The 24,497-nt window shown below is 72.0% G+C and carries 25 protein-coding genes; 7 read left to right on the top strand and 18 right to left on the bottom strand.

Annotated elements, in window-relative coordinates:
• Positions 1-13: 13 nt before the first annotated feature.
• Positions 14-982 carry a methylmalonyl Co-A mutase-associated GTPase MeaB gene (gene meaB / locus RY076_RS06545; protein WP_323096788.1) on the bottom strand — a complete coding sequence of 323 codons (969 nt, stop codon included), beginning with the start codon at positions 980-982 and terminating at the stop codon, positions 14-16.
• Between the two features lie 37 nt (positions 983-1,019).
• Positions 1,020-2,225 carry an acetyl-CoA C-acetyltransferase gene (locus tag RY076_RS06540; RefSeq protein ID WP_323096787.1) on the bottom strand — a complete coding sequence of 402 codons (1,206 nt, stop codon included), beginning with the start codon at positions 2,223-2,225 and terminating at the stop codon, positions 1,020-1,022.
• A 148-nt stretch (positions 2,226-2,373) separates the two neighbouring features.
• On the opposite strand from RY076_RS06540, the gene mce reads away from it, so the two are divergent.
• The gene (gene mce / locus RY076_RS06535) at positions 2,374-2,817 is read left to right on the top strand and encodes a methylmalonyl-CoA epimerase (protein WP_323096786.1); all 444 of its coding nucleotides are present in this window, start codon (positions 2,374-2,376) and stop codon (positions 2,815-2,817) included.
• A 14-nt stretch (positions 2,818-2,831) separates the two neighbouring features.
• On the opposite strand, the gene RY076_RS06530 is transcribed toward mce, so the two are convergent.
• Entirely contained in the window at positions 2,832-4,067 is a 1,236-nt protein-coding gene (locus RY076_RS06530) for a glycoside hydrolase family 15 protein (protein ID WP_323096785.1), read from the bottom strand.
• A gap of 99 nt (positions 4,068-4,166) precedes the next feature.
• Between RY076_RS06530 and RY076_RS06525 the strand changes: the two genes are divergently transcribed.
• Entirely contained in the window at positions 4,167-5,015 is an 849-nt protein-coding gene (locus RY076_RS06525; protein ID WP_323096784.1) for a polysaccharide deacetylase family protein, read from the top strand.
• Here RY076_RS06525 and RY076_RS06520 read toward each other — a convergent pair.
• Positions 4,910-5,596: a DUF998 domain-containing protein gene (locus tag RY076_RS06520; RefSeq protein ID WP_323096783.1), complete on the bottom strand. Its 687-nt coding sequence runs from the start codon at positions 5,594-5,596 to the stop codon at positions 4,910-4,912. The genes RY076_RS06525 and RY076_RS06520 overlap by 106 nt on opposite strands.
• A 308-nt stretch (positions 5,597-5,904) precedes the next feature.
• Between RY076_RS06520 and ccrA the strand changes: the two genes are divergently transcribed.
• Positions 5,905-7,245: a crotonyl-CoA carboxylase/reductase gene (gene ccrA, locus RY076_RS06515; protein WP_323096782.1), complete on the top strand. Its 1,341-nt coding sequence runs from the start codon at positions 5,905-5,907 to the stop codon at positions 7,243-7,245.
• Positions 7,246-7,349: 104 nt separating this feature from the next.
• Entirely contained in the window at positions 7,350-7,907 is a 558-nt protein-coding gene (locus RY076_RS06510; RefSeq protein ID WP_323096781.1) for a DinB family protein, read from the top strand.
• A 3-nt stretch (positions 7,908-7,910) separates the two neighbouring features.
• On the opposite strand, the gene RY076_RS06505 is transcribed toward RY076_RS06510, so the two are convergent.
• Entirely contained in the window at positions 7,911-8,219 is a 309-nt protein-coding gene (locus RY076_RS06505; RefSeq protein WP_323096780.1) for a hypothetical protein, read from the bottom strand.
• A gap of 16 nt (positions 8,220-8,235) precedes the next feature.
• Positions 8,236-10,014 (bottom strand): 3-hydroxyacyl-CoA dehydrogenase family protein, encoded by a 1,779-nt coding sequence (locus RY076_RS06500; protein WP_323096779.1) that lies wholly within the window; start codon positions 10,012-10,014, stop codon positions 8,236-8,238.
• A 144-nt stretch (positions 10,015-10,158) separates the two neighbouring features.
• Between RY076_RS06500 and nucS the strand changes: the two genes are divergently transcribed.
• Entirely contained in the window at positions 10,159-10,854 is a 696-nt protein-coding gene (nucS, locus tag RY076_RS06495; RefSeq protein WP_323096778.1) for an endonuclease NucS, read from the top strand.
• A gap of 4 nt (positions 10,855-10,858) precedes the next feature.
• Here the strand turns inward: nucS and RY076_RS06490 are convergent, their stop codons facing one another.
• The 6 genes from RY076_RS06490 to murA form a co-directional block, all read right to left on the bottom strand.
• Positions 10,859-11,398: a GrpB family protein gene (locus RY076_RS06490; RefSeq protein ID WP_323096777.1), complete on the bottom strand. Its 540-nt coding sequence runs from the start codon at positions 11,396-11,398 to the stop codon at positions 10,859-10,861.
• Positions 11,399-11,435: 37 nt separating this feature from the next.
• A complete protein-coding gene (locus tag RY076_RS06485) occupies positions 11,436-12,125 on the bottom strand; it encodes a DNA alkylation repair protein (protein WP_323096776.1) in 690 nt (229 codons plus the stop codon).
• Complete coding sequence (locus RY076_RS06480; protein ID WP_323096775.1) at positions 12,125-12,472, bottom strand: hypothetical protein; 348 nt, start codon at positions 12,470-12,472, stop codon at positions 12,125-12,127. The genes RY076_RS06485 and RY076_RS06480 overlap by 1 nt, the downstream gene beginning before the upstream one ends.
• Positions 12,473-12,490: 18 nt before the next feature.
• Positions 12,491-14,509 (bottom strand): protein meaA, encoded by a 2,019-nt coding sequence (locus tag RY076_RS06475; protein WP_323097189.1) that lies wholly within the window; start codon positions 14,507-14,509, stop codon positions 12,491-12,493.
• Positions 14,510-14,612: 103 nt separating this feature from the next.
• Complete coding sequence (locus RY076_RS06470) at positions 14,613-14,969, bottom strand: STAS domain-containing protein (protein WP_323096774.1); 357 nt, start codon at positions 14,967-14,969, stop codon at positions 14,613-14,615.
• Positions 14,970-15,147: 178 nt separating this feature from the next.
• Positions 15,148-16,434 carry a UDP-N-acetylglucosamine 1-carboxyvinyltransferase gene (murA, locus tag RY076_RS06465; RefSeq protein ID WP_323096773.1) on the bottom strand — a complete coding sequence of 429 codons (1,287 nt, stop codon included), beginning with the start codon at positions 16,432-16,434 and terminating at the stop codon, positions 15,148-15,150.
• 65 nt (positions 16,435-16,499) lie between these two features.
• On the opposite strand from murA, the gene RY076_RS06460 reads away from it, so the two are divergent.
• Entirely contained in the window at positions 16,500-17,141 is a 642-nt protein-coding gene (locus tag RY076_RS06460) for a cob(I)yrinic acid a,c-diamide adenosyltransferase (protein WP_323096772.1), read from the top strand.
• Between the two features lie 214 nt (positions 17,142-17,355).
• Here the strand turns inward: RY076_RS06460 and RY076_RS06455 are convergent, their stop codons facing one another.
• The gene (locus RY076_RS06455) at positions 17,356-17,793 is read right to left on the bottom strand and encodes a DUF2550 domain-containing protein (RefSeq protein ID WP_323096771.1); all 438 of its coding nucleotides are present in this window, start codon (positions 17,791-17,793) and stop codon (positions 17,356-17,358) included.
• Positions 17,794-17,802: 9 nt separating this feature from the next.
• The gene (locus tag RY076_RS06450; protein WP_323096770.1) at positions 17,803-18,081 is read right to left on the bottom strand and encodes a F0F1 ATP synthase subunit epsilon; all 279 of its coding nucleotides are present in this window, start codon (positions 18,079-18,081) and stop codon (positions 17,803-17,805) included.
• A 118-nt stretch (positions 18,082-18,199) separates the two neighbouring features.
• Here RY076_RS06450 and RY076_RS06445 point away from each other — a divergent pair, with 118 nt between their 5' ends.
• Positions 18,200-18,637 (top strand): DUF6918 family protein, encoded by a 438-nt coding sequence (locus tag RY076_RS06445; RefSeq protein ID WP_323096769.1) that lies wholly within the window; start codon positions 18,200-18,202, stop codon positions 18,635-18,637.
• A gap of 133 nt (positions 18,638-18,770) precedes the next feature.
• On the opposite strand, the gene RY076_RS06440 is transcribed toward RY076_RS06445, so the two are convergent.
• From RY076_RS06440 to RY076_RS06425, 4 genes are all read right to left on the bottom strand, one after another.
• Positions 18,771-20,162 carry an NAD(P)/FAD-dependent oxidoreductase gene (locus RY076_RS06440; protein WP_323096768.1) on the bottom strand — a complete coding sequence of 464 codons (1,392 nt, stop codon included), beginning with the start codon at positions 20,160-20,162 and terminating at the stop codon, positions 18,771-18,773.
• A 130-nt stretch (positions 20,163-20,292) separates the two neighbouring features.
• Positions 20,293-21,933, bottom strand: a complete 1,641-nt coding sequence (locus RY076_RS06435) for a hypothetical protein (protein WP_323096767.1) — start codon at positions 21,931-21,933, stop codon at positions 20,293-20,295.
• Between the two features lie 99 nt (positions 21,934-22,032).
• Positions 22,033-23,493 (bottom strand): F0F1 ATP synthase subunit beta, encoded by a 1,461-nt coding sequence (gene atpD, locus RY076_RS06430; RefSeq protein WP_323096766.1) that lies wholly within the window; start codon positions 23,491-23,493, stop codon positions 22,033-22,035.
• A 29-nt stretch (positions 23,494-23,522) separates the two neighbouring features.
• The gene (locus tag RY076_RS06425) at positions 23,523-24,458 is read right to left on the bottom strand and encodes a F0F1 ATP synthase subunit gamma (RefSeq protein WP_323096765.1); all 936 of its coding nucleotides are present in this window, start codon (positions 24,456-24,458) and stop codon (positions 23,523-23,525) included.
• Positions 24,459-24,497 lie beyond the last annotated feature (39 nt).

Raw genomic sequence — 24,497 nt, 5'->3', positions numbered from 1 at the left:
CGCGCGCCCGTCCTCAGTCGTCGAGGTGGGCGACGAGCCGGTCGGCGGCGGCGTACGGGTCGAGCCGCCCGGCCACGACCTCCTGGGCGAGCGAGGCGAGGTCGGCCCGGCCCCCGAGCTGGGCGAAGCGGGAGCGCAGCTGCGCCAGGGCGATGGCCTGCACCTCGTCGGCGGCGCGGCGCTCGCGGCGTCGGCCGAGCTCGCCGGACTCCTCGATGAAGGCACGCTGCTTGTCGAGCGCCTCCATGACCTCGTCGATGCCGATCGCTTGTGCCGCAACGGTCTTCACGACCGGAGGACGCCACAGCCCGGGCTCGGTGCGGTCGCCGAGGGAGATCATGTGCCGCAGGTCGCGCACCGTGGCGTCGGCGCCGTCGCGGTCGGCCTTGTTGACGACGAAGACGTCGCCGATCTCGAGGATGCCGGCCTTGGCCGCCTGGATGCCGTCGCCCATGCCGGGGGCCAACAGCACGACGGAGGTGTCGGCGAGGCCCGCGATCTCGACCTCCGACTGACCCACCCCGACCGTCTCGACGAGCACGACGTCGCAGCCCGCGGCGTCGAGCACCCGGATGGCCTGCGGCGTGGCCCACGAGAGGCCGCCGAGGTGACCGCGGGAGGCCATCGAGCGGATGTAGACCTCGGGGTCGAGGGCGTGGTCCTGCATCCGGACGCGGTCACCGAGCAGGGCACCGCCGGAGAACGGCGAGCTGGGGTCGACGGCGAGGACGCCGACACGCAGGCCGCGCTCGCGGAAGGCCCCGACGAGGGCCGTGGTCGAGGTCGACTTGCCGACGCCGGGCGAGCCGGTGATGCCGATGACCCACGCGTTGCCCGAGTGCGGCGCGAGAGCGGCCATCACCTCGCGCAGCGCCTCGTGCCGGTCCTCGACGAGCGAGATGAGGCGCGCGACGGCACGCGGCGACCCCGCCCGGGCCGACTCGACCAGGGCGGGGACGTCGACGGTGCGGCGTGGGCTCACTTGGGGCGCAGGCGAACTCGTCGGCGACGTGTGCGACTCAGGCCGTCTTCGGCACGCGGACGATGAGGGCGTCGCCCTGGCCGCCGCCGCCGCAGAGCGCGGCCGCGCCGACGCCACCGCCACGTCGCTTGAGCTCGAGCGCGAGGTGCAGGGCGATGCGAGCGCCGGACATGCCGATCGGGTGGCCGAGGGCGATCGCGCCGCCGTTGACGTTGACCTTCTCGACGTCGATGCCGAGCTCCTTGGCCGAGGCCAGGCCGACGGCCGCGAACGCCTCGTTGATCTCGACGAGGTCGAGGTCGGCGGGCGTGATGCCCTCCTTCTCGCAGGCGCGGGCGATGGCGCGGGCCGGCTGCTGCTGGAGCGTCGAGTCGGGGCCGGCGACGACGCCGTGGGCGCCGATCTCGGCGATCCACGTCAGGCCGAGCTCCTCCGCCTTGGCCCGGCTCATGACGACCACCGCGGCGGCGCCGTCGGAGATCTGCGAGGCCGAACCCGCCGTGATGGTGCCGTCCTTGCTGAAGGCCGGACGCAGGCCGGACAGCGAGGCGGCCGTCGTGTCGGCGCGGATGCCCTCGTCGCTCTTGAACTCGATCGGGTCGCCCTTGCGCTGCGGGATGCTCACCGCGACGACCTCGTCCTCGAAGAGGCCGTCCTTCCACGCCTTGGCGGCGAGCTGGTGGCTGCGCGCCGAGAACTCGTCCTGCTCCTCGCGGGTGAAGGCCTGCGAGCCGGTGTTGGCCTGCTCGGTGAGCAGGCCCATGGCCTGGTCGGTGAAGGCGTCCCAGAGGCCGTCGAAGGCCATGTGGTCGCGCATCGTCACGTCGCCGTACTTGTAGCCCTCGCGCGACTTCGTCATGAGGTGCGGCGCGTTGGTCATCGACTCCTGGCCGCCGGCGACGACGACGTCGAACTCGCCGGCGCGGATCAGCTGGTCGGCCATGGCGATGGCGTTGATGCCCGAGAGGCAGACCTTGTTGATCGTCAGGGCCGGCACGGTCATCGGGATGCCGGCGGCGTGGGCGGCCTGGCGGGCCGGGATCTGGCCGGCGCCGGCCTGCAGCACCTGGCCCATGATGACGTACTCGACCTGCTCGGGCGTCACGCCCGACTTCTCGAGGGCGCCCTTGATCGCGATGCCGCCGAGGTCGGCCCCGGAGAAGTCCTTGAGCGACCCGAGCAGGCGACCCATCGGGGTGCGGGCTCCGGCGACGATCACCGAGGTGGGGCGGTCAGAAGTCATGGGAAGTGCCTCTCCAACGTCATCGGGGGATGTCTGGCGGATGTCCCGGTCACTCTAGTCTCGGCTGCTGGACACCCCGAGCCGACCATGACCAAGCGCACACGCGCCCCGGCTTCTGCCCCGGCGCCGGCGGTCCTACGTTGGTCGCATGAGCACGCTGACCGGTCCCCTGTTCACGCACATCGACCACGTCGGCATCGCGGTGCCCGACCTCGACGCCGCCATCGCGTTCTACCGCGACGCCTACGGCATGGCGCTCCTCCACGAGGAGACGAACGAGGAGCAGGGCGTGCGCGAGGCGATGATGGGCGTCGGCGAGTCCGGCTCGTGCATCCAGCTGCTCGCGCCGCTGTCGCCCGAGTCGACCATCGCGAAGTTCCTCGACCGCAGCGGCCCCGGCATCCAGCAGCTCGCCTACCGCGTCGCCGACATCGACGCCGTGTGCGCGACGCTCCGCGAGCGCGGACTGCGCCTGCTCTACGACACCCCGAAGCGCGGCACGAGCGACAGCCGGGTCAACTTCATCCACCCCAAGGACGCCGGCGGCGTCCTCGTCGAGCTCGTCGAGCCCGCGGCGTCGCCCACCCACTGACCCGTCGGACCCGCTCAGCTCGCCGGCAGGTCGGCGCGGCGTGCCTCGAGCTCGTGCTCGGTGAGCACGACAAGCGCCGCGGTCCAGGCGAGCGGCGCCGGTCCGGCCGGACGCCCGTCGGGCAGCACCTTCTCCGGCAGGCTCCCCCACGTGGTGCAGTGGCCCTCGAGCCACCCCATCCAGCGCTCCGCCAGCTCGACGCGTCCCGACGCGGCAGCCGTGTAGCCGACGAGGGCGGTTTCCGGCGTCCACGACACCCCGTCGGACTTCCACGCGGCTCCGGGCGCCAGCCCGCCGGCCTCGCGGAGTGCGAGCACGGGGTAGCGCTCCCACGCGCGGACGGCCGCGGCGTCGTCGAGCGCCGTGAAGGGCGGCATGAGCACGGCGACCGCGGCATCGAGGCCGCCGGAGGAGCCGTGCCGCTCGTACGTGGGCCCGAACGTCGTCCGCACGAGGACGCGCAGGCGCCGGGCGGCAGCGGCGCATCGGCCGGAGGCGGCTGAGTTCCCTTCCGCCGCATAGCTCCTCGCCGCCGCCTCGAGCCCGGCCGCGAGCGGTGCGGCCGTACCCAGCGTCACGTCCCGTTCGGGGACCTCCCAGTAGTCCGGGGTCGCGTCGGGTAGGCGTTGGCCGTCGCGGGTCTGGCCGAGGGCGAACTGCACGGCACGGTCGCGCAGGGTGCGCAGCTCGGTCGGCAGCACGCGGGCCCCCGTGGCCACGCGCGTGGACTCGAGGCCCCACAGCACCCAGCCGGGGCCGTCGGTCTGGCGCGGCCGGTCGTCGGGCGGGCCGGAGCCGTCGAGGCGGTAGCGCGCCTCGAAGCCACCGTCGCGGCGCTGGACCCGGGCGAGGAAGCGCCACACCTGCCATGCGTCGTCCTCGTGCCCGGACACGGCGTACGCCGCGGCGACGAACGCGCTGTCGCGCGGCCACGCATAGGCCCAGGGGGCGTCGGGTCCGGCGGCGACGGCCCCGGAGTCGCGCGTCAGGCCGTGCAGGTCTGCCAGCGCCCCGAGCACGAGGCGTCGACGTCGCGGATCGAGCGGGGCCCGGCCCCTGGCCAGCCACACGTAGTCCTCCACGGGCCGCAGAAGGCGCCCGCCGACCTCGGCGGACACGAACGGGGCACCGTCGCGCCACTCGGCGCCGTTGCGCAGCGTCGGCAGAGGCTCCGGGACCACGATGCTCGGCACGACGAGCCCGAGCGCGAGCGCGGCTGCCGCCGTCAAGCCCGCGGCCGTCGTGGCCATCCGCCGCATCGCCACCCCATTCCGTAGCGCCGACAGTGTGGCAGAGCACGCGGGGCGGCACGCCGCGATCGCCCGCTCTCGCCGCCGTAGCATCCGGGCATGGACATCTCGCGGCGTCAGGCGCTCACGGGCGGGGCTGGTGTGGCCGTCGGCGCGATCGGCGCCGTCACGGCGCGGGCGGTGGGCGACCGTCTGGCCGAGAACACGCCGCTGCCCTTCTACGGCAGCCCGGCCAGCGGCCTTCGTCCCGACCGCAGCGCGCCCGCCGCAGCCTCGGGCACCGTCGTGTGGGGCGGGGACCCCACGGCCCGCCGCCTCGCCCTGACCTTCGACGACGGCCCCCACCCGGACTGGACGCCGAAGGTCCTCGCCGCCCTCGACGCGGCGCAGGCGACGGCGACGTTCTTCTGCCTCGGGCGCAACGTGCGCGAGCACGCGGCGATCCACCGCTCGAGTGTCGGCCGGCACGAGCTGGCCAACCACACCTGGGGCCACCCCGACCTCGCGCGGTTCGCCTACGACCGCTGCTGCGACGAGATCAGCCGCACGAGCGCAGAGATCGAGAAGGCGTGGGGCACCACGCCGACGCTCTTCCGGCCGCCGTACGGGCACGTCGGCGGAGCGGCGGTGCTCGCCGCCGCCGAGCTGGGCCTGACGACCGTTATGTGGTCGGCCCAGGCCCGCGAGGACGTCGTCGCGAGCCACCCCGACGGGATCGTCGAGGATCTCGCGTCGCTCGTGCACCCCGGCAGCATCGTGCTGGCCCACGACACCGGATCGAGCGACCGCCTGACGACCATCGAGCGCCTGCCTCGCATCATCGAGCGGTTGCGCTCGGACGGCTACGAGCTCGTCACCGTCTCCGAGCTGCTCGGCCCCGGCGCGACCCGGCCCACCCCAGCTGCATCGGCCGCCACGACGACCCCCACGACCGCGAGCCACGGGTAGGCGGGCCACAGGGCCACGCGCTCGAGGCCACCGACCCACGTCGGCGACCCGAGACGCACGGCGAAGGCAGCAGCGGCCACGAGCGTCAGGACCCCGACGACGACGCCGAGACCCACGACGGCGCGCGGGGCGCGGTGGCCACGGCGCAGCGCCTCGGCGGTGAGCAACACGGCGACCGGCTGCAGGACGAAGACCATGGTGGCGACGACCACGTGCCACCCGGGAGACCGGTCGACGGGCACGAGCCCGACCGCGGCCGACGCGGCCCCCGACACGACCCACGTCAGGACGGCAGCGCGCGCCCAGGGCCGGCCGCCGAGAACCGTTCCGAGCAGCACCGCGCCCGCGGCTCGCAGTAGCCCGAAGACGACGAATGCAACGTTCATGCCGACGTGCCACGGCGAGCAGACCTCGACGACGGAGCCGGAGTGGCCGCCCGCGCACGTCGACATCCCCAGGGCACTGATCGTGTCGTCGCGCAGCGAGTGGGGCGCGGAGGCGCCGGCAGCGACGAGCAGCTCGACGAGCAGGTACACCGGCTGGACCCGCCAGGCCCAGGAACCCATCGTCACGCCGCGCACCCGCCGACCGTACCCGGCCGTGGTTGCCGCGGCCGCTGTGCCGACAGACCGCCATGAAGGACTCGACGGACCCTGGACCACGAGTGGCCACCACATCGCGGCGGCATCGTGGCGGTCAGTCGGACCCCCGCCGCCACCGCCGCGCACCTCGTGATCCACGTCACCTGTGGTGGGCGTCTCAGATCGGACGCCGCCCTCTCGGCCCCTCACTACCGTCGAGTCACCTGCCGCCCCCGGCGAGCGGGCGCGTGCCACCCACGTTGATCAATGACGCTGACCAATGACGCTGCGACGTAAGGACCTTTGACATGCAGGCCATCCGCGACGCCATCCTCTCCGGCGACCGCACGCAGGAGACCTACGCGGCCCTCGAGATCCCGCAGACCTACCGCGGGGCCACCGTCCACAAGGACGAGGTCGACATGTTCGAGGGCATCGCGACCCGCGACAAGGACCCCCGCAAGTCCCTGCACATCGACGAGGTACCGGTCCCCGAGCTCGCGCCGGGCGAGGCCCTCGTCGCCGTCATGGCCAGCGCCATCAACTACAACACCGTGTGGACCTCGATCTTCGAGCCGGTCTCGACGTTCGGGTTCCTCGAGCGCTACGGGCGCACGTCCGAGTACGCCAAGCGCCACGACCTGCCCTACCACGTCGTCGGCTCCGACCTCGCCGGCGTCATCCTCCGCGTCGGGCCGGGCGTCACGAAGTGGAAGCCGGGCACCGAGGTCGTCGCCCACTGCCTCTCGGTCGAGCTCGAGGACGCCGAGGGCCACGACGACACGATGATGGACCCGCAGCAGCGCATCTGGGGCTTCGAGACGAACTTCGGCGGCCTCGCCGAGCTCGCGATCGTCAAGGCCAACCAGATGATGCCGAAGCCGAACCACCTGACGTGGGAGGAGGCCGCCTCCCCCGGCCTCGTCAACAGCACGGCCTACCGGCAGCTCATCTCCAAGCACGGCGCCGCGATGAAGCTCGGCGACCGCGTGCTCGTCTGGGGCGCGTCGGGCGGCCTCGGCTCCTACGCGACGCAGATGGCGCTCGCCGGCGGCGCGACGCCGATCTGTGTCGTCTCCTCCCCGGAGAAGGCGCAGATCTGCCGCGACATGGGCGCCGACCTCATCATCGACCGCAACGCCGAGGGCTACCGGTTCTGGAACGAGGACGGCACCGAGCAGAACCCCAAGGAGTGGCAGCGACTCGGCAAGAAGATCCGTGAGCTGACCGGCGGCTACGACGTCGACATCGTCTTCGAGCACCCGGGCCGCGAGACCTTCGGCGCCAGCGTCTACGTCGCGCGCAAGGGCGGCACCATCGTCACGTGCGCCTCGACGTCGGGCTACATGCACGAGTACGACAACCGCTACCTCTGGATGAACCTCAAGCGCATCGTGTCCTCGCACTTCGCCAACTACCGCGAGGCGTGGGAGGCCAACGAGCTGGTCAACCGCGGCCTCATCCACCCGACGCTGTCCAAGACGTACGCGCTCGAGGAGGTCGGCCAGGCGGCGCTCGACGTGCACCGAAACGCCCACCAGGGCAAGGTCGGCGTCCTGACCCTCGCCCCCGAGGCCGGCCTCGGCATCACCAACCCGGACAAGCGCGCCGGCTTCGAGGCCGCCATCAACCGCTTCCGCAACCAGTAGGGACGAACCCGTACCACCGGCCATGGCCGGCGCCCACGCAACCGGTGGGCGCCGGCCTCGTCGTACCCGCGGCGAGGACCCCGCCGCCGTGGCAGGGTCGGTCCATGACCGTCCCACCCGCACCGACCCCTCCACCGACGCCGCCCGGGTGGCCCCAGACGCTCCCCGCGACCTACACGCGGGAGGTCATCGACGAACCGGCCCGCACGCAGGTCGAGGCCTTCCTCGACGAGCACCGCGCGGCGCTCCGGGCCTGCCTCGACGGGCTGAGTGAGGAGGAGTCCCGACGCTCGCTCGTGCCGTCGGCGACGACGCTGCTCGGCCTCGTCAAGCACGCCACCTACGTGGAGAAGGTGTGGTTCGACCATGCGGTGAGCGGCCGCACGCGCGCCGAGATCGGCATCCCCGAGGACTCCCGCGAGTCGTTCGTCCTCACCGACGCCGACACCGTCGCGTCGGTGTCACAGGCCCACGCGGAGGCGTGCGAGGCCTCCCGCCGGGCCACGGCGTCGCTGGGCCTCGACGACCTCGTGCGCGGTCACCGCCTCGGACCGCTGCCGCTGCGCTGGGTCCACCTCCACGTCCTGCGCGAGCTGGCCCAGCACTGCGGGCACGCCGACATCCTGCGCGAGCAGGTGCTCGCCGCCAGGGCTCAGCGCTAGGGCTCAGCGGTAGGCGTTGCCGGACGGGCGGGCGTCCCGACGCTGCCAACAGCCCGTGTGCCAGTGGCGTCGGTCCTCGACCCCACCGACGCCGTCGGCCGGCCACGCGACGACGTGCGGAACGCCCGGCGGGATGTCCTGCTGGCAGCCGGGACACAGGTACGGACGCGCCGCCGAGGCCCCGCTCACCGAGCGGACCGTCCAGCGCCCGCCGGCGTAGGACTCCTCGCGCGTCGAACCGCCCTGGATCCGGGTCACGTCGAGCGGCACGTGCTCGCGCGCGTGCTTGCTGGGACGACGACGCGAGGGCATGGACCCAGCGTAGGTGTCAGGCGTAGGTTCGGAAGCCCCGACCCGTCTTGCGCCCGAGGTAGCCGGCGGTGACGAGGTGCTCGAGCAGCGGCGCGGGAGCGTAGCCGCGCTCGCGGAACTCGAGGTAGAGCTCGCGCTCGATGGCGAGCGACACGTCGAGCCCGACGACGTCGAGCAGCTCGAACGGACCCATCGGCAGGCCGCAGCCGGTCTTCATCGCGGTGTCGATGTCGTCGGCCGTCGAGTAGTTGGCCTCGAGCATCTTCACGGCGTCGTTGAGGTACGGGAACAGCAGCGCGTTGACGATGAAGCCGGCGCGGTCGCCGCACGTCACCGGGTGCTTGCCGATGGTGCGGCACAGCTGCTGGACCGTCGCCACGACGTCGTCGGCCGTCGACACGGTGTGCACGACCTCGACGAGCTTCATGACCTGCGCGGGGTTGAAGAAGTGCATCCCGATGACGTCCTGCGGACGCGTCGTCGCGGCCGCACACTCGACGACGGGCAGCGAGCTCGTCGTCGTGGCGAGGATCGCGCCGGGGCGGCAGATCTCGTCGAGGTTCTCGAACAGGGCGCGCTTGACGGTGAGGTCCTCGACGACGGCCTCGACGACGAGGTCGGCCCGCGCGAGGTCCTCGAGACGCGTCGAGCCGGTGATGCGACCCAGGGCGGCGTCGCGCTCGCCCTCGGTCAGCTTGCCGCGCTGGACGCCCTTCTCGAGGCTGCGCTCGATGGCCGCACGGACCGCGTCGACCTTGCCCTCCGACCGCGCGACGTAGGTGACGTCGAGGCCGGCCTTGGCGAAGACCTCGACCATGCCCGTGGCCATGGTGCCCGAGCCGACGACGCCCACGGCGTGCACCGGACGCGTCGGGGCGCCGGACGCCTCGGCGGGCGCCGGCGTCAGGGCGTCGTCGACGACCTGCGAGCTGCCGGCCTCGGCGTAGGTGTAGAAGCCGCGGCCGCTCTTGCGACCCCTGAGGCCGGCCGTGACCATCTGCTTGATGACCGGGCTCGGAGCGTGGAGGCGGTCGCGGCCCTGCTTGTACATCGTGTCGAGGATCTCGTACGCGGTGTCGAGGCCGATGAGGTCCATGAGGGCGAGCGGGCCCATCGGGTAGCCGCAGCCGAGCTTCATCGCGGCGTCGATGTCCTCACGCGTCGCGTAACGGCTCTCGAACATCGACACGGCGTGGTTGAGGTAGCCGAAGAGCAGCGCGTTGGCGATGAAGCCGGCCTTGTCGCCGACGATGACGGGCTTCTTGCCCAGGCGCTCGGCGAGGGCCTTGACGTCGGCGAAGATCTCGTCGCTCGTGATGACGGTCTTGATGACCTCGACGAACTGGAGCACCGGGGCCGGGTTGAAGAAGTGCATGCCCACGACGCGCTTGGGGTTGATCGTGGCCACGGCGATCTCGGTGACGGGCAGCGAGCTGGTGTTCGTGGCGAGGATCGCGTCGTCGGCGACGATGGTGTCGAGGCGGGAGAAGATCTCCTTCTTCAGCTCGAGCTTCTCGGGCACGGCCTCGACGACGAGCTGGCACTCCTTGAGGTCGGCCATGTCGGAGGTGAACTGCACCCGGGCGGTGAGAGCCGCCTGCTCGTCCTCGGACAGCTTGCCGCGGGAGACGGCGCGGTCGGTCGAGTGCTGCAGGACGCCGCGGCCCTTCTCGACCGCCTCGTCGGTGACCTCGACCGCAACGACGTCGATGCCGTTGCGGGCGAAGACCTCGACGATGCCGGCACCCATCGTGCCGAGTCCGATGACACCAACCTTGGTGAACTCACGAGCCATGGGTGGCAGTCTCGCAGAGGCATCGGCCCACCCACACCCGCGCCGGGGGGTGACGCTGCCCACGTGACAGCGCCCACCCTGATGCCATCCCGTGACGCCGCCCACGTGACGCAGGCCCGGGCTGCCCTGCTCTAGGGTGACCGGGTGCGCCTCGTCATTGCCCGCTGCAGCGTCGACTACGACGGCCGTCTGACCGCCCACCTGCCGCTCGCGACCCGTCTGCTCGTCGTCAAGGCCGACGGCTCGGTGCTCGTGCACAGCGACGGCGGCTCGTACAAGCCGCTCAACTGGATGTCGCCGCCGTGCACCATGGCCGAGGTCGAGCCCGACGAGACCCAGTCCGGGGAGGGCGTCGTCGCCGTGTGGCGGGTGCAGCACGCCAAGTCCGAGGACCGCCTCACGGTGCTCCTCCACGAGGTGCTCCACGACAGCGCCCACGAGCTCGGTGTCGACCCCGGTCTCGTCAAGGACGGCGTCGAGGCGCACCTGCAGAAGCTGCTGGCCGAGCACATCCACACCCTCGGCCACGGGTACTCGCTCGTGCGTCGCGAGTACATGACCGCGATCGGACCCGTCGACATCCTCGCCAAGGACGACGGCGGCGCGAGCGTCGCCGTCGAGATCAAGCGCCGCGGCGAGATCGACGGCGTCGAGCAGCTGACCCGCTACCTCGAGCTGATGAACCGCGACCCGCACCTCGCGCCGGTCACCGGCGTCTTCGCCGCCCAGCAGATCAAGCCGCAGGCCCGCACGCTCGCCGAGGACCGCGGCATCCGGTGCGTCGTCCTCGACTACGACGCCCTCAAGGGCATCGACGACGCCGAGTCCCGCCTCTTCTGAGTCCTCAGAGGGCCTCGACCGGCGTGAGCGCGCGTTCGGCCCGCGCCCGGTTGACGACGTCGAGCACGAACGTGGCCTTGCCGCGGGTGTAGCCCTCGCCCCAGGTGCCCGCCGCGACGAGCCCGGACTTCAGTGCGGCGTAGGCGTCACGGTCGGCCGGGTGGCGGCGCAGCCAGTCCGCGAAGAGGCGCACGTGGGCCGTCGCCCACTGGTCGGCGGTGAACAGGTGGCCGATCGCGGTGCGCACCGGCCCGTCGAGCAGGAACGTGGCCTGGTGGTCGCCGACGACGACCGGCTCGGTCCAGCCGGCAGCGCGCAGGTCGCGTCCGGCGCCACTCACGGAGAGCCCCCGCGGCACGCCGAGGGCGAGGTCGACGACCGGCTTGGCGACGAGCCCGGGCACGGAGGTCGAGCCGACGTGCTCGACCTGCCACCCGTCGCCGAGGTCGCGGTGGAGCCCTGCCGACAGCTCCGAGAACCGTCGCGACCACCCGGGGTCGGGCGCGACGATGCGCTCGGGTGGGTAGACGTCCGGCTGCGGCACGACCGCAGCCTAGGCGGGCCCCCGGACAGCAGCCCGGTCAGACGTAGCGCGAGCGCACGTCCGGAGGCAGCTTCTCGACCGCGAGGCGCACGGAGGGGCGCGGCATCGACGTGACGTGCTCGTCGAGGAAGGCCACCAGCCGGTCCTCGTCGCGAGCGCCCGCGTGCTTGAGGAAGATGCCGACCGGCTTGTGCACCAGCGGGTTCCGGTCATCGGCGAGCAGCTCGGCGATCTGGTAGCCGGCCTCGACGTCGGGGGTGTCGAGGAACCCGAGAGGGGCGGTCATCGCCGTACGCCGGCGCAGTGCGTCGGACGAACCGGCGAGGTCGCGCAGGATCTGCTTGTCGCGACCGACAAGCCAGAGCCCGACGACCCGTGGCGCGGCCCGGTCGACCATGTCCCACGTCGTGATCCGGTGGTGGTGGCCGAGGTAGGTGCGGGCCAGGGTGCCCCGCTCGTGCGCGCCGGTGCGGCGTCGGCGCGCCTTGAAGTCGAGGACGCAGAGGGCCGCGAGCCGCGGCTCGTAGGCCGGAAGCGCGAGCAGGCGCTCGACCTCCGGCAGCGGCAGGCTCGTGTGGCGCCGGGCGATCGCGAACAGCGTCCCCATCCGCACACCGATGGCCTCCTCGCCCTCGACGAGCCGCTTGCGGACCTTGGCGAGGTCCTCCTCGGTGCGCTCCTGCTCGAGCTCGGCGACGACGGCGTCAGCCGTGCCCGAGAGCGGCATCAGGTCAGGCCCTCGAGAGTCCCGCGCGACACCCCGTCGGCGTCGACGAGCAGCAGCACCGGCTGGGCGTCGGACCCGCCACGCACGACGACGACCGTCTCGCCACGGTGCTGGTCGACGATCTGCCCGAACCCCTCCGAGCCGTCGGAGAGGTCGCCGTGGCCGAGGTGCGAGGGCACCCCGAGGTCGTCGGCGAGGGACTCGACCGGGCCGGTGTCGGGCACGTCGTCGGCCGCGTAGACGGCTTGGACCTTCTCGAGGTGGATCGCCGAGGCGAGCCAGCCGACGTCGGCCAGACCGGGCGGGTTGACGACGACGATGCGCGCGGCGCACTGCAGGTCGCTCATGCCCTGACGCTACGCCAGTCAGGCCGGTGCGGTCTCGAGCGGCGCGAGACCACGTGCCTGCCGGATGACGCCGACCATCTCGCCCATGATCTCGTTGAGCCCGAAGTCCCTGGGCGTGAAGACCATCGCCACCCCGGCCTCGCGCAGCGCCGCGGCGTCGGACTCCGGGATGATCCCGCCGACGACGACGGGCACGTCGGCCGCGCCCGCCTCGCGCAGGCCGCGCAGCACCTCGGGCACGAGCTCCATGTGCGAGCCGGACAGGATCGAGAGCCCGACGAGGTGCACGTCCTCGGCCACGGCGGCCGCGACGATCTGCTCGGGCGTCAGGCGGATGCCCTGGTAGACGACCTCGAAACCGGCGTCGCGGGCCCGCACCGCCACCTGCTCGGCGCCGTTGCTGTGGCCGTCGAGGCCGGGCTTGCCGACGAGGACGCGCAGCTTCTCGCCGAGCTCCTCGCCGGTGCGCGCCACGAGCCCGCGGACGCGGGCCAGGTCGTCGCCCGGCTCCGAGCCGCCGACGCCCACCGACCCGGAGACGCCTGTGGGAGCGCGGTACTCGCCGAACTCCTCACGCAGCGCCCCGGCCCACTCCCCCGTCGTGACGCCCGCCCGGGCGCACTCGAGGGTGGCCGGCATGAGGTTGGTGCCCGTCGCCGCGTCGGCCCGCAGGCGCTCCAGCGCCGACGCCGCCCGGGCCTTGTCGGACGCGTCGGCGTCCCGTGTGTCGCGCCAGGCGCGCACCGCCTCGGCGGCGGCCTGCTCGACCGACGCGTCGACCGTCTGGATCGCCGTGCCGAGGTCGGCGGTGAGCGGGTTGGGCTCGGTGGTCTCGAACCGGTTGAGCCCGATGATGACCTCGTCCCCCGTCTCGATGCGACGGCGACGCTCGGCGTGCGAGGCGACGAGTGCCGACTTCATGTAGCCCGACTCGACGGCCGCGACGGCGCCACCCATGTCCTCGATGCGCGCCATCTCCGCCTTCGCCCCGGCGACGAGCTCTGCGACCTTCTGCTCGACGACGCCCGACCCGGCGAACAGGTCGTCGTACTCGAGCAGGTCGGACTCGAAGGCGAGCACCTGCTGCATCCGCAGGCTCCACTGCTGGTCCCAGGGCCGCGGCAGGCCGAGCGCCTCGTTCCACGCCGGCAGCTGGATCGCGCGGGCGCGGGCGTCCTTGCTCAGCGTCACGGCGAGCATCTCGAGGACGATCCGCTGCACGTTGTTCTCGGGCTGCACCTCGGTCAGACCGAGGCTGTTGACCTGCACGCCGTAGCGGAAGCGTCGGGCCTTGTCGTCGGTGACGCCGTAGCGCTCGCGGGTCAGCTCGTCCCACAGCTGGACGAAGGCCCGCATCTTGCACATCTCCTCGACGAACCGCACACCGGCGTTGACGAAGAAGGAGATTCGCGCGACGACCGCCGAGAACTCCTCTGCCGGAACCTGACCCGAGTCGCGCACCGCGTCGAGCACTGCGACCGCAGTGGACATCGCGAAGGCGATCTCCTGCACCGGCGTCGCCCCGGCCTCCTGCAGGTGGTAGCTGCAGATGTTGATGGGGTTCCACTTCGGGATCTCGCGCACGGTGTACGCGACGAGGTCGGTGATGAGCCGCAGTGAGGGCCCGGGCGGGAAGACGTACGTGCCCCGCGACAGGTACTCCTTGATGATGTCGTTCTGGGTCGTGCCGGCGAGCGCGTGGACCCACTGCGCGGCGTCCTCGTCCGACGCGTCGGCCTGGCGCTCGGCGGCCACCTGGTAGAGCGCGAGCAGCCACATCGCCGTGGCGTTGATCGTCATCGACGTGTTCATCTCGCGCAGCGGGATGCCGTCGAAGAGCGCGGCCATGTCGCCGATGTGGCTGACCGGCACGCCCACCTTGCCGACCTCGCCGCGGGCGAGCGGGTGGTCGGGGTCGTAGCCGGTCTGCGTCGGCAGGTCGAACGCGACGGACAGGCCCGTCTGGCCCTTGTCGAGGTTGCGCCGGTACAGGGCGTTGCTCGCGGCCGCGCTCGAGTGGCCGGCGTAGGTCCGCATGACCCACGGTCGGTCGCGCTGCGGCCGGGCCGGTGCGGGCGGGGCACTCTCCGTCGAGGACATGGCTCGACGGTAGCGGCGGGCCTTGGCGCCGGGGAGTCACTCAGGCGGTGAGAGGCGCCACAGTCGCGGCGGTCCGCGTCGCGAGGATGCGGTCGAGGCGGCAGCCCCGGACGAGGCGCGTCGTGCGGTCGGTGGGGTCGACGAGCAGCAGCCGACGTTCGGCGCGCGTGGCGCGGCGATGCAGGTGCACGAGGACCCCGAGCCCGGTGGCGTCACCGATCTCGGCGTCGGCCAGGTGGAGGCGGATGTCGCCGCGCCCCTGGGGAATGATCGCGTGGATCGCGTCGCGGATGTCCGGCACCGTGTGCATGTCGAGGCGACCCTCGATGATGACGTCGTGCCCATCCGGTCCGTCGACTACTCGGACCGGTCCCCTGCGGTGGGTTTTCAGCGCCATCGTGGACCCCTCTCAACGCGGCTGCCGTCACCATGATGACGCGCCGTGCACCGGAAACGTTGCCTTGAGGAGTCAAGATCCAGTCAAGAAAATACGTGCGGCGCGTGCAGATGGTGAGGAGTCTGAGTGCCTCCCGACGGACGAACCGGGGCAGTCCGGGCGAACCGTGCGGGCGCGCTCAGTCGAAGTCGGGGGCGTCGTCCGGCTCGCGGGTGACGTCGGCGCCGAGCGCCCGCAGCGCGACCTCGAACCGGGGGTAGCCGCGGTCGATGTGGTGGACGCCGCTGACGAGGGTGTCGCCCTCGGCGACGAGTCCGGCGATGACCAGCGCGGCGCCGGAACGGATGTCGCTGCTCTCGACCGGGGCGCCCGACAGCAGCGGCACGCCGTGGGTCATGACGTGGTGTCCGTCGATCTGGGCTTCCGCCCCGAGACGGGCCAGCTCCTGGACGGTGCGGAAACGGGCCTCGAAGAGGTTCTCGGTGACCATCGCCGAGCCGTCCGCGACGACGTTGTAGGCCAGCGCGAACGGCTGCAGGTCGGTCGGGAAGCCCGGGTAGGGCAGGGTCGCGACGTCGAACGAGCGCGGCCGGCCGTCGCGCACCGCGACGCGGAAGCCACGGTCCGTCGACTCGACGGTGCACCCGGCGTCGGCGAGCATCCCGAGCGGCACCCGGAGGTGGTCGGCCACTCCCCCGACGACCTCGACGTCGCCGCGGGTCGTCGCCGCGGCGAAGGCCCACGTGCCGGCGGCGATGCGGTCGGGCACGACCGCGTGCTCGGTCGGCGACAGTGCCTCGACGCCGTGCACGACGATCCGCGAGGTGCCCGCCCCCTCGATCCGCGCCCCCATCGAGGTGAGCATGGTCGCGATGTCGATGATCTCGGGCTCCTTGGCCACGTTGTCGATCGTCGTCGTGCCGCGGGCCAGGACCGAGGCCGTCAGGGCGTTCTCGGTGGCGCCGACGCTCGGGAAGTCGAGGCGGATCTCGGCGCCGCGCAGCCCGTCCGGGGCCTCGGCGACGAGGTAGCCGTGCGTCACGTGAACCCGGGCCCCCAGCGACTCCAGCGCCGCGGCGTGCAGGTCGAGGCCGCGCGAGCCGATGGCGTCACCACCCGGCACGGCGACGTCGGCCTGGCCGGTGCGGGCCACGAGCGGGCCGAGCACCGAGATCGAGGCACGCAGCGCCCGAACGAGCTCGTAGTCGGCGCGGTGGCCGATCGTGGCGGGGACGTCGAGGACGACGCGGTTCTCCTCGGGCAGGTAGTCGACGTCGACACCGAGGCGCCGGAGCAGCTCGGCCATGATCGTCACGTCGGCGATGGCCGGCACGTTCGTCAGCGTCGTACGGCCCTCGGCGAGCAGCGCCACGGCCATCAGCTTGAGGGCGCTGTTCTTGGCACCCACCACGGTGACGTCGCCGACCAGGCGGGCCCCACCGACGACACGGAATCGCTCTCTCACCCACCGAACCCTATCCGGGTCACCCGCCCACCCGGCCGGCCCCGCCCGGGTGAGAGAGTGACCCCATGGTCAACCTGACGCGGATCTACACCCGGACGGGCGACGACGGCACGACGAGCCTCGGCGACTTCTCACGGACGAGCAAGAACGACCCGCGCCTGCACGCGTACGCCGACTCCAACGAGGCCAACGCCGCCATCGGCATCGCTGTCGCCTGCGGTGAGCTGCCCGAGGAGGTCGTCGCGACGCTGCGCCGCGTCCAGAACGAGCTGTTCGACGTCGGGGCCGACCTCTCGACGCCGCTGCGCGCGTCCTACGAGTACCCGCCGCTGCGCGTCGAGCAGCCGTGGATCGACGATCTCGAGGCCGACTGCGACCACTACCTCGAACAGGTCGAGAAGCTGCGCTCCTTCATCCTGCCCGGCGGCACCGCCGGCTCGGCCCACCTGCACCTCGCGACGACCGTGACGCGTCGGGCCGAACGCTCGGCGTGGGCCGCCGTCGAGGCGCACGGCGTCGAGCCCGGCGGCGAGGGCGACGCGCGGGGGCTCGGCGGCGTCAACGTCCTCACCGCGAAGTACCTCAACCGGCTGTCCGACCTGCTCTTCATCCTGGCCCGCGTCGCCAACAAGCCCATCGGCGGCGACATCCTGTGGCAGCCCGGCGGCGGCCGCGTCGAGAAGCCCCAGCGGCGCGCCAAGGCCTGACCCCGACGGGCCGATCCGGCGCGCCAACTCCGCCGTGGCGGACTTCGCGTGGGATGTCGGCACGATCCGACGCGCCAACTCAGCCCTGGCGGACTTCGCGTGGGATGTCGGCACCATCCGACGCGCCAACTCAGCCCTGGCGGACTTCGCGTGGGATGTCGGCACGATCCGACGCGCCAACTCCGCCGTGGCGCGCGCCGTCGGTCGGTGCGCGTCAGGCGACGTTGACGTTGTAGCCGGGGGGTGCGGCTTCCTGCCAGGACCGCAACGCCGTGTAGGCGGGGCCTTGCAGGGCCAGCTCGAAGCCGGCGTCGCCGTCGGTGCACGGCACCATGCTGGCGTCGGGCAGCAGCGGGATCGACTCGGTGCCGGTCAGCAGCACCGGGGCCTCGATCTGCAGCCGCTGGCGCGCCCAGCGGCGCTTCGGGCGCACGGAGACGCCCCCGAGCGTGAACCACTCGAGGGCGTTGTCACCGAACCTGATGAGACCGAGGCGCCAGCGGGCCGTACCCGGCTGGCGCAGGCCGCAGAGCGTCAGCTGCAGGCCGCGCGCGATGTAGCGGCGGCGCAGGTAGGTCGTCGTGAGGATGACGACGGCCAGGGCGAGCAGCGTGCCGATCACGATCTCGGTGGAGACGAGAACTGACGGCACGCGCAGACCTCAGTGGTTGGTCTGGAGCGAGGACGCGTCGACGTGCTCGGCGACGATCGTGACGACGTCGGAGTCGACCGACAGGAAGCCGCCGTCGACCATGACCGTGCTGCGCTCACCCTCGAGGGAGTCGATCGAGACCTCGCCCTCGACGAGGATGCCGAGCAGCGGTGCGTGGCCGGGCAGGATGCCCAGCTCGCCCGAGATGGACCGGGCGCGTACGAACTTGGCCTCGCCCTCCCAGACCTTTCGGTCGGCGGCGACCATCTCAACCTTGAGCGAACTCACAATTCCTCCGGATCGTGGGGGTGTGCCTCGCAGTTTAGTGCCTCTGCAAGGATGCTCCGTACGCGAGGTGGCTCCCGCCGCCCGCACCGATTCCCCACCCTCCACAGGAGTCCGATCCATGAGCACTGCCGTGTCCGACGCCCTCCTCGACCCGACCCGCCGACCCGTCGCGGTCGACACCCTCACCGACGTCATCGACGCCGAGGTCGCCGACAAGTCCGGCTTCGGCGGCGCCGCGGTCAAGACGGGCTACGCCGCGGCCAAGAAGCTCGGCGGCAACTTCGTCACGAGCGCCACCGACCGCCTTCTGCCCCAGTTCGCCTCGGCTCTCGACCCGTTCTGGGCGACCAAGGGCGCCGCGCCATTCGGCGCACACCTGGCCGGCCAGTCCGACGCCGTCGCCGACGCGCTGCTGTCCGTCACCGACACCAAGGCCGCGAACACCTCGCACGGCGCTGCCGCGAAGGTCTACGGCACGCTGCGCGGCAAGGCCAAGGAGCACGTCGTGGCGGCGCTCCCCCGCCTCGGCGCGGCCGTGGAGCGCCTCGTCCCGTGACGACGCGAGCCTGAGGCGCGTCCGCCCACGACGTGACGACACCTCACCGGCGTTCGACGAGGCCCCGACCGCACAGCGGTCGGGGCCTCGTGGCGTCACAGGGTCGGCGCGGTCCAGGCCGGCGCGGTCGGGCTCAGGCCGACCGGTCCGCCGGCTCGGGCGGCCGGTCCTGGGCCAGGCGCGGGAGCTCGGGGTGGAACCGGTCGCCGAGGTCGTGGATGGCCTGCCGGGCGAACACCTGCTGCTCGGTCACGGTGCGCTCGGACCGGCCCCGGCCCAGGAAGCTGACGACCCAGTGCAGCAGGGTCGTGATCCGGTGCTTGAAGCCGATGATGTAGACGAGGTGGACGGCGAGCCACAGCAGCCAGGCGATGAACCCGCTGAACTGCGCCTTGCCGACGGACGCCACGGCGGAGAACCGCGAGATCGTGGCCATCGAGCCCTTGTCGAAGTACTCGAACGGGCCCTTGGGCGCCTTGCCGTCGAGGCGGCGGCGGATCTGGTCGGCCGCGTACCTGCCGCCCTGGATCGCGACCTGCGCGACGCCGGGGAGGTGGTCGAGCGCCATCATGTCGCCCACGACGAACACCTCGGGATGGCCGGGCAGCGTCAGGTCGGGCTGTACGGCGATCCGACCGGCTCGGTCGAGCGTGGCACCGCTCTGCTCGGCGAGCTGCTGGCCGAGCGGCGACGCGCTGACGCCGGCGGCCCAGACCTTGCACACCGACTCGATGCGCTCGCGCGTGCCGTCCTCGCGCTCGACCTCGATCCCCGTCGAGTCGACCCCGACGACCTTTGCGCCGAGGCGCACCTCGACGCCCATCGAGGTGAGGCGCTGCACGGCGCGGTCGCCGAGCTTCTCGCCGAAGGAGCCGAGGACGGCGGGTGCGGCGTCGAGGAGGATGACCCGCGCCCTCGTCGGGTCGATGCGGCGGAAGTCGCGGCGCAGGGTGCGGCGGGCCAGCTCGGCGATCTGCCCCGCCATCTCGACGCCGGTGGGCCCGGCACCGACGACGACGAAGGTCATGAGCCGCTCGATCTCGGCCGGCGTCGATGCGAGCTCGGCCAGCTCGAAGGAGCCGAAGATCCGACCGCGCAGCTCGAGGGCGTCGTCGATCGACTTCATGCCCGGTGCGTGCCGGGCGAACTCGTCGTTGCCGAACCAGGACTGGCCCGCGCCGGCGGCGACGACGAGCGAGTCGTAGGGGGTCACCGTCTCGCGGCCGACCGTCGAGTGGGTGACTGAGCGGTTCGCCAGGTCGATCGCCGTGACGTCACCGAGGAGCACCTGCGCGTTGTCCTGGCGGCGCAGCACCTCTCGCGTCGAGGGCGCGATCTCGCCCTCGGACAGGATGCCGGTGGCGACCTGGTAGAGCAACGGCTGGAACAGGTGGTGCGTCGTGCGGGCGACGAGCGTCACGTCGACGTCGGCCCGCTTGAGGCGCTGGGTGGCGAAGAGGCCGCCGAACCCGGAACCGATGACGACGACGCGGTGTCGCGGGGCCTGCGGGGTGGACGTGCTCACGAAGGGGTCCTTCCGTCTCGAGGTGGTGAACTCGTCGGCGGTGACGGTGTGTCCACTCCAGTCAACACCTCCCCTACCCGCGGCATGCCCGTCGCGTCGCCCCGGCGACCGCCGCGTCAGGTGGGTCTCGTCACGTCCGGCGCTCGAGCACGACGATCTCGGGGGTCTGCGTCACCACCCGGTAGTTGGCCTGAACCCACGAGCGCAGCGGGTCCGGCAGCCGGAGGTAGCGGCTGCGCCCGGAGCCCGGCCAGAAGGGCCGCGCCGACACGACGCACTGCGGGACGCGGCCGGTGCGCTGGTACCAGGCCAGGACGTGGCTGTTGGACCGGCCGAAGAAGTCGAGCCAGGTGATGGGGGTGGCGAACCGCACGTCACCGAGGAGGAACGCTGCCGGGTAGACATAGGCGAGGACGCCGTCGCCCGGCCGCGCACAGACGCCCAGCGCGCGCTCGTTGTCCGTGATCGTCGCGCGCCGCTCCGGCGTGGTGCGCAGACCGGCGTAGGCACCCTCGGTCACCGTGGCGGTGAGGCGACCGGGGCTGCCGTCACGAAAGCTGTTCAGCGTGTGCACGGTGGCCAGGCCCGCGACGAGGACCAGCGCCACCGCCGCCTTGAGGACCCGTCCACGCTCGCTCACCCAGGCGAGCGTCGCCACGGTGACGGCGAACAGGCCCGGCGCGAGGACGGCGCCGGTGGCCCCCCACAGGGGCGCGGAGGAGGTGAACCCGGCGATGAGCGGCAGGCCGACGACCGTCGGCAGGACGCCGAGCACCACGATCCTGGCCGTCATCCCCCGCCGGACGAGGGCCGACGCGACGGCGACGGGCAGCAGGACGAGGAGCAGGACGGTCGCGAGGGTGGAGCTGAGCCAGGAGTTGACCGCGAACGTCGCCCCGGACGAGCCCCGTCGGAGGGCCTCGACCGAGGCCGCAGCCACCGCAGCGACGACGAGAACGCCGCGCAGGCGTCGCAGCCCCGGCACGACGTAGGCCACCACGGCCGCGACGGCGAGCACCAGGGCTGTGATGGCCAGCGCATGGTTCACCTCGCCGCCGACGTAGGTCAGCCAGCGCAGGATCCGCGCCTCCCGGGAGGAGCGCGTCGCCTGGTAGTCCTCGGTGAAGGCCAGGGTCTCCCGGATGTTCGGCACGCCCCAGACGGCGAGCGCGACGACCGCGATGACGAGGCCGGTGACCGCGGCCCCCACCGCGATGCCGAGCAGCCCTCGACCGCGCGCGAGCAGGAGCAGCACGACCAGCAGAACTGCCGCCGCCGGGGCCGTGACGGGGTGGCTCATGGCCCCGAGCACGGCGGACGCCCCGGCCACGACGCCCCAGGGCAGGGACCTCCGACCGACGGCCGCCGCCCCCGCACAGACCGCGAGCAGGTAGGCCATCGACGGCGTCGTGTTGTACGAGACGACCTGCTGGTTGTACGCGGCCGGGATGAGGGCCACGCCGATGGCCGCCGCTGCGGTGCCGCGGCCGACGTGCGGCGCGACGGCCCGCCACGAGGCCACGCCGCAGCCGAGCCCGAGCAGGACGTAGAAGACCCGGGAGGCGAGCACGAGGCCGTCGATGCCGGCCACGTGGGTCCAGAGCCACACGAAGGGCACCGCCGGCCATGCGCCGAGGGCCTGGATGTTCAGCTCGTCACGAAAGGGCAGGTCGCCCTGCGCCTGCCGGAGCGCCAGCTCGACGGCGTGCGAGCTGTCCGAGAAGTCGACGCCGTAGCGCGCGCGCCAGATGGCGGCACCGGCCAGCACCACGGCGAAAGCGGCTGGCCCCCAACGACGAACGGGGAGGGCCCAGTGGGCACCTCCCCGTCCGCGGGTCGCATGAGACATGCGGTCAGACTGGCATACGAGTCAGAGATTCTTCTGAATCTCCGCCCACTGCCGCTCGACATCGTCGAGGCCACCACACATGAAGAAGGCCTGCTCGGCGACGTGGTCGTACTCGCCGTCGGCGATCTTCGTGAAGGCCTCGATCGTGTCGACCAGCGGGACCGTCGAACCCTCGATGCCGGTGAACTGCTTGGCGACGTAGGTGTTCTGGGACAGGAAGCGCTGGATGCGGCGAGCGCGGTTGACGAGGATCTTGTCCTCTTCGGAGAGCTCGTCGATACCGAGGATCGCGATGATGTCCTGGAGCTCCTTGTTGCGCTGCAGGATCGACTTGATGCGCACCGCCGTGTTGTAGTGCTCGGCCGTGATGTAGCGCGGGTCGAGGATGCGCGAGGTCGAGGTCAGCGGGTCGACGGCCGGGTAGATACCCATCGACGCGATGTCACGCGAGAGCTCGGTCGTGGCGTCGAGGTGCGCGAACGTCGTGGCAGGGGCCGGGTCGGTGTAGTCGTCGGCCGGCACGTAGATCGCCTGCATCGAGGTGATCGAGTGACCACGCGTCGAGGTGATGCGCTCCTGGAGCACACCCATCTCGTCGGCGAGGGTCGGCTGGTAGCCGACGGCGGACGGCATGCGGCCGAGGAGCGTGGAGACCTCCGAGCCGGCCTGCGTGAAGCGGAAGATGTTGTCGATGAAGAGGAGCACGTCCTGCTTCTGGACGTCGCGGAAGTACTCCGCCATCGTCAGCGCCGACAGGGCGACGCGCAGACGCGTGCCCGGCGGCTCGTCCATCTGGCCGAAGACGAGGGCGGTCTGCCCGAGGACGCCCGCCTCCTCCATCTCGACCATGAGGTCGTTGCCCTCACGGGTGCGCTCGCCGACACCGGCGAACACCGACACACCACCGTGGTCGCGGGCCACGCGGGCGATCATCTCCTGGATGAGCACCGTCTTGCCCACACCGGCACCACCGAAGAGGCCGATCTTGCCACCCTGGACGTACGGGGTCAGCAGGTCGATGACCTTGATGCCCGTCTCGAACATGGTCGTCTTGGACTCGAGCTGGTCGAAGGCCGGGGCCTTGCGGTGGATGCCCCAGCGCTCGGAGACCTCGAGCGTCTCGCCCTCGGCGAGGTTCATGCAGACACCGGTGGTGTTGAAGACCTTGCCGAGGGTCACGTCGCCGACGGGGACGGTGATCGGGCCGCCGGTGTCCTGCACCGCCGAGCCGCGGACGAGGCCGTCGGTCGGCTGCAGCGAGATGGCGCGGACCATGTTGTCGCCGATGTGCTGGGCGACCTCGAGGTTGAGGTCCTTCGTCTCGCCGCCGAGGGTGACCTCGGTGGTGAGCAGGTTGTACTGCTCGGGCATCGCGTCGACGGGGAACTCCACGTCGACGACGGGGCCGATGATGCGGGAGATGCGGCCGACGCCGCCCGCGGCCTCGGCAGCCACAGCGTTGTCACTGACGGTTGCAGTCATGGTTGTTGACTTCCTTACCTCTGGGCGGGTTACTTCTGGGCGTCCGCGAGGGCGTTCGCGCCGCCCACGATTTCGCTGATCTCTTGGGTGATGCCGGCCTGGCGGGCCTGGTTGGCCAGGCGCTGGTAGGTCTTGATGAGCTCCGTCGCGTTGTCCGTCGCCGACTTCATGGCGCGCTGGCGTGCCGCCAGCTCGGACGCGGCCGAGGACAGCAGCGCCGTGAAGATGCGGTTGCGCACGTACTTCGGCAGCAGCTGGTCCAGCACCTCGGACGCGCTCGGCTCGAAGGAGTACTCGGGCGGGATCTGCCCCTCCTCGTACCGGTTGACGCTGAGGTCGATGCCCTCCTCGCCCGCGTCGTCGGCCTCGACGACCTCGAGCGGGAGCAGGCGCAGCACGTGCGGCTCCTGGCGCACCATCGAGCGGAACCGGGTGAACACGACGTGGATCTCGTCGTGGCCGCCCTCCGCGTAGTCCTTGAGGAAGTCCGCGGTGATCCGGTCAGCGATCTCCTTGGCGTTCTCGAACGTCGGGGCGTCGGAGAAGCCGGTCCACTCGGCGGCGTACTCGCGCCGGCGGAACTTGTAGTAGCTGACCGCCTTGCGCCCGACGAGGTAGGAGGAGACCTCCTTGCCCTCGGCCTGCAGGTGGGCGACGAGCTCCGCGCTGCGCTTGATCGCGGCGACGGAGTAGGCACCGGCAAGGCCACGGTCGGCGGTGATGACGACGACACCGGCGCGCTTGGCGTCGGGGTTGTCGGTCGTCAGCGGGTGGTCCTCGTTGGTGTTGGTGGCCACGGCGGACACGGCGCGCGTGAGGGCGGTCGTGTACGGCATCGCCTCGGCCGCCTTCTGGCGGGCCTTGACGACGCGCGCGGCCGCGATCAGTTCCATCGCGTTGGTGATCTTCTTGATGGACTGGACGGACTTGATGCGCTGACGGTAGATCCGCATCTGCGCTCCCATGAGCTCCGCCTCTCTTGGTCTGGAAGGGTCGGTCGAGGA

Source organism: Intrasporangium zincisolvens (assembly GCF_034724055.1).
Classification (GTDB): domain Bacteria; phylum Actinomycetota; class Actinomycetes; order Actinomycetales; family Dermatophilaceae; genus Monashia; species Monashia zincisolvens.
The sequence above is the reverse complement of the archived record's forward strand: the minus strand, read 5'-3'. Positions and strand labels throughout refer to the sequence as shown.

Bases quoted from the DNA above. Each gene is read 5' to 3' on its own strand.
- RY076_RS06540 (WP_323096787.1), bottom strand. From the start codon at position 2,225: ATGACTTCTGACCGCCCCACCTCGGTGATCGTCGCCGGAGCCCGCACC.
- mce (WP_323096786.1), top strand. From the start codon at position 2,374: ATGAGCACGCTGACCGGTCCCCTGTTCACGCACATCGACCACGTCGGC.
- RY076_RS06530 (WP_323096785.1), bottom strand. From the start codon at position 4,067: ATGGCCACGACGGCCGCGGGCTTGACGGCGGCAGCCGCGCTCGCGCTC.
- RY076_RS06525 (WP_323096784.1), top strand. From the start codon at position 4,167: ATGGACATCTCGCGGCGTCAGGCGCTCACGGGCGGGGCTGGTGTGGCC.
- ccrA (WP_323096782.1), top strand. From the start codon at position 5,905: ATGCAGGCCATCCGCGACGCCATCCTCTCCGGCGACCGCACGCAGGAG.
- RY076_RS06510 (WP_323096781.1), top strand. From the start codon at position 7,350: ATGACCGTCCCACCCGCACCGACCCCTCCACCGACGCCGCCCGGGTGG.
- RY076_RS06505 (WP_323096780.1), bottom strand. From the start codon at position 8,219: ATGCCCTCGCGTCGTCGTCCCAGCAAGCACGCGCGCGAGCACGTGCCG.
- RY076_RS06500 (WP_323096779.1), bottom strand. From the start codon at position 10,014: ATGGCTCGTGAGTTCACCAAGGTTGGTGTCATCGGACTCGGCACGATG.
- RY076_RS06485 (WP_323096776.1), bottom strand. From the start codon at position 12,125: ATGCCGCTCTCGGGCACGGCTGACGCCGTCGTCGCCGAGCTCGAGCAG.
- RY076_RS06480 (WP_323096775.1), bottom strand. From the start codon at position 12,472: ATGAGCGACCTGCAGTGCGCCGCGCGCATCGTCGTCGTCAACCCGCCC.
- RY076_RS06475 (WP_323097189.1), bottom strand. From the start codon at position 14,509: ATGCGGACCTACGCCGGCCACTCGAGCGCGGCCGCGAGCAACGCCCTG.
- RY076_RS06470 (WP_323096774.1), bottom strand. From the start codon at position 14,969: ATGGCGCTGAAAACCCACCGCAGGGGACCGGTCCGAGTAGTCGACGGA.
- RY076_RS06460 (WP_323096772.1), top strand. From the start codon at position 16,500: ATGGTCAACCTGACGCGGATCTACACCCGGACGGGCGACGACGGCACG.
- RY076_RS06445 (WP_323096769.1), top strand. From the start codon at position 18,200: ATGAGCACTGCCGTGTCCGACGCCCTCCTCGACCCGACCCGCCGACCC.
- atpD (WP_323096766.1), bottom strand. From the start codon at position 23,493: ATGACTGCAACCGTCAGTGACAACGCTGTGGCTGCCGAGGCCGCGGGC.
- RY076_RS06425 (WP_323096765.1), bottom strand. From the start codon at position 24,458: ATGGGAGCGCAGATGCGGATCTACCGTCAGCGCATCAAGTCCGTCCAG.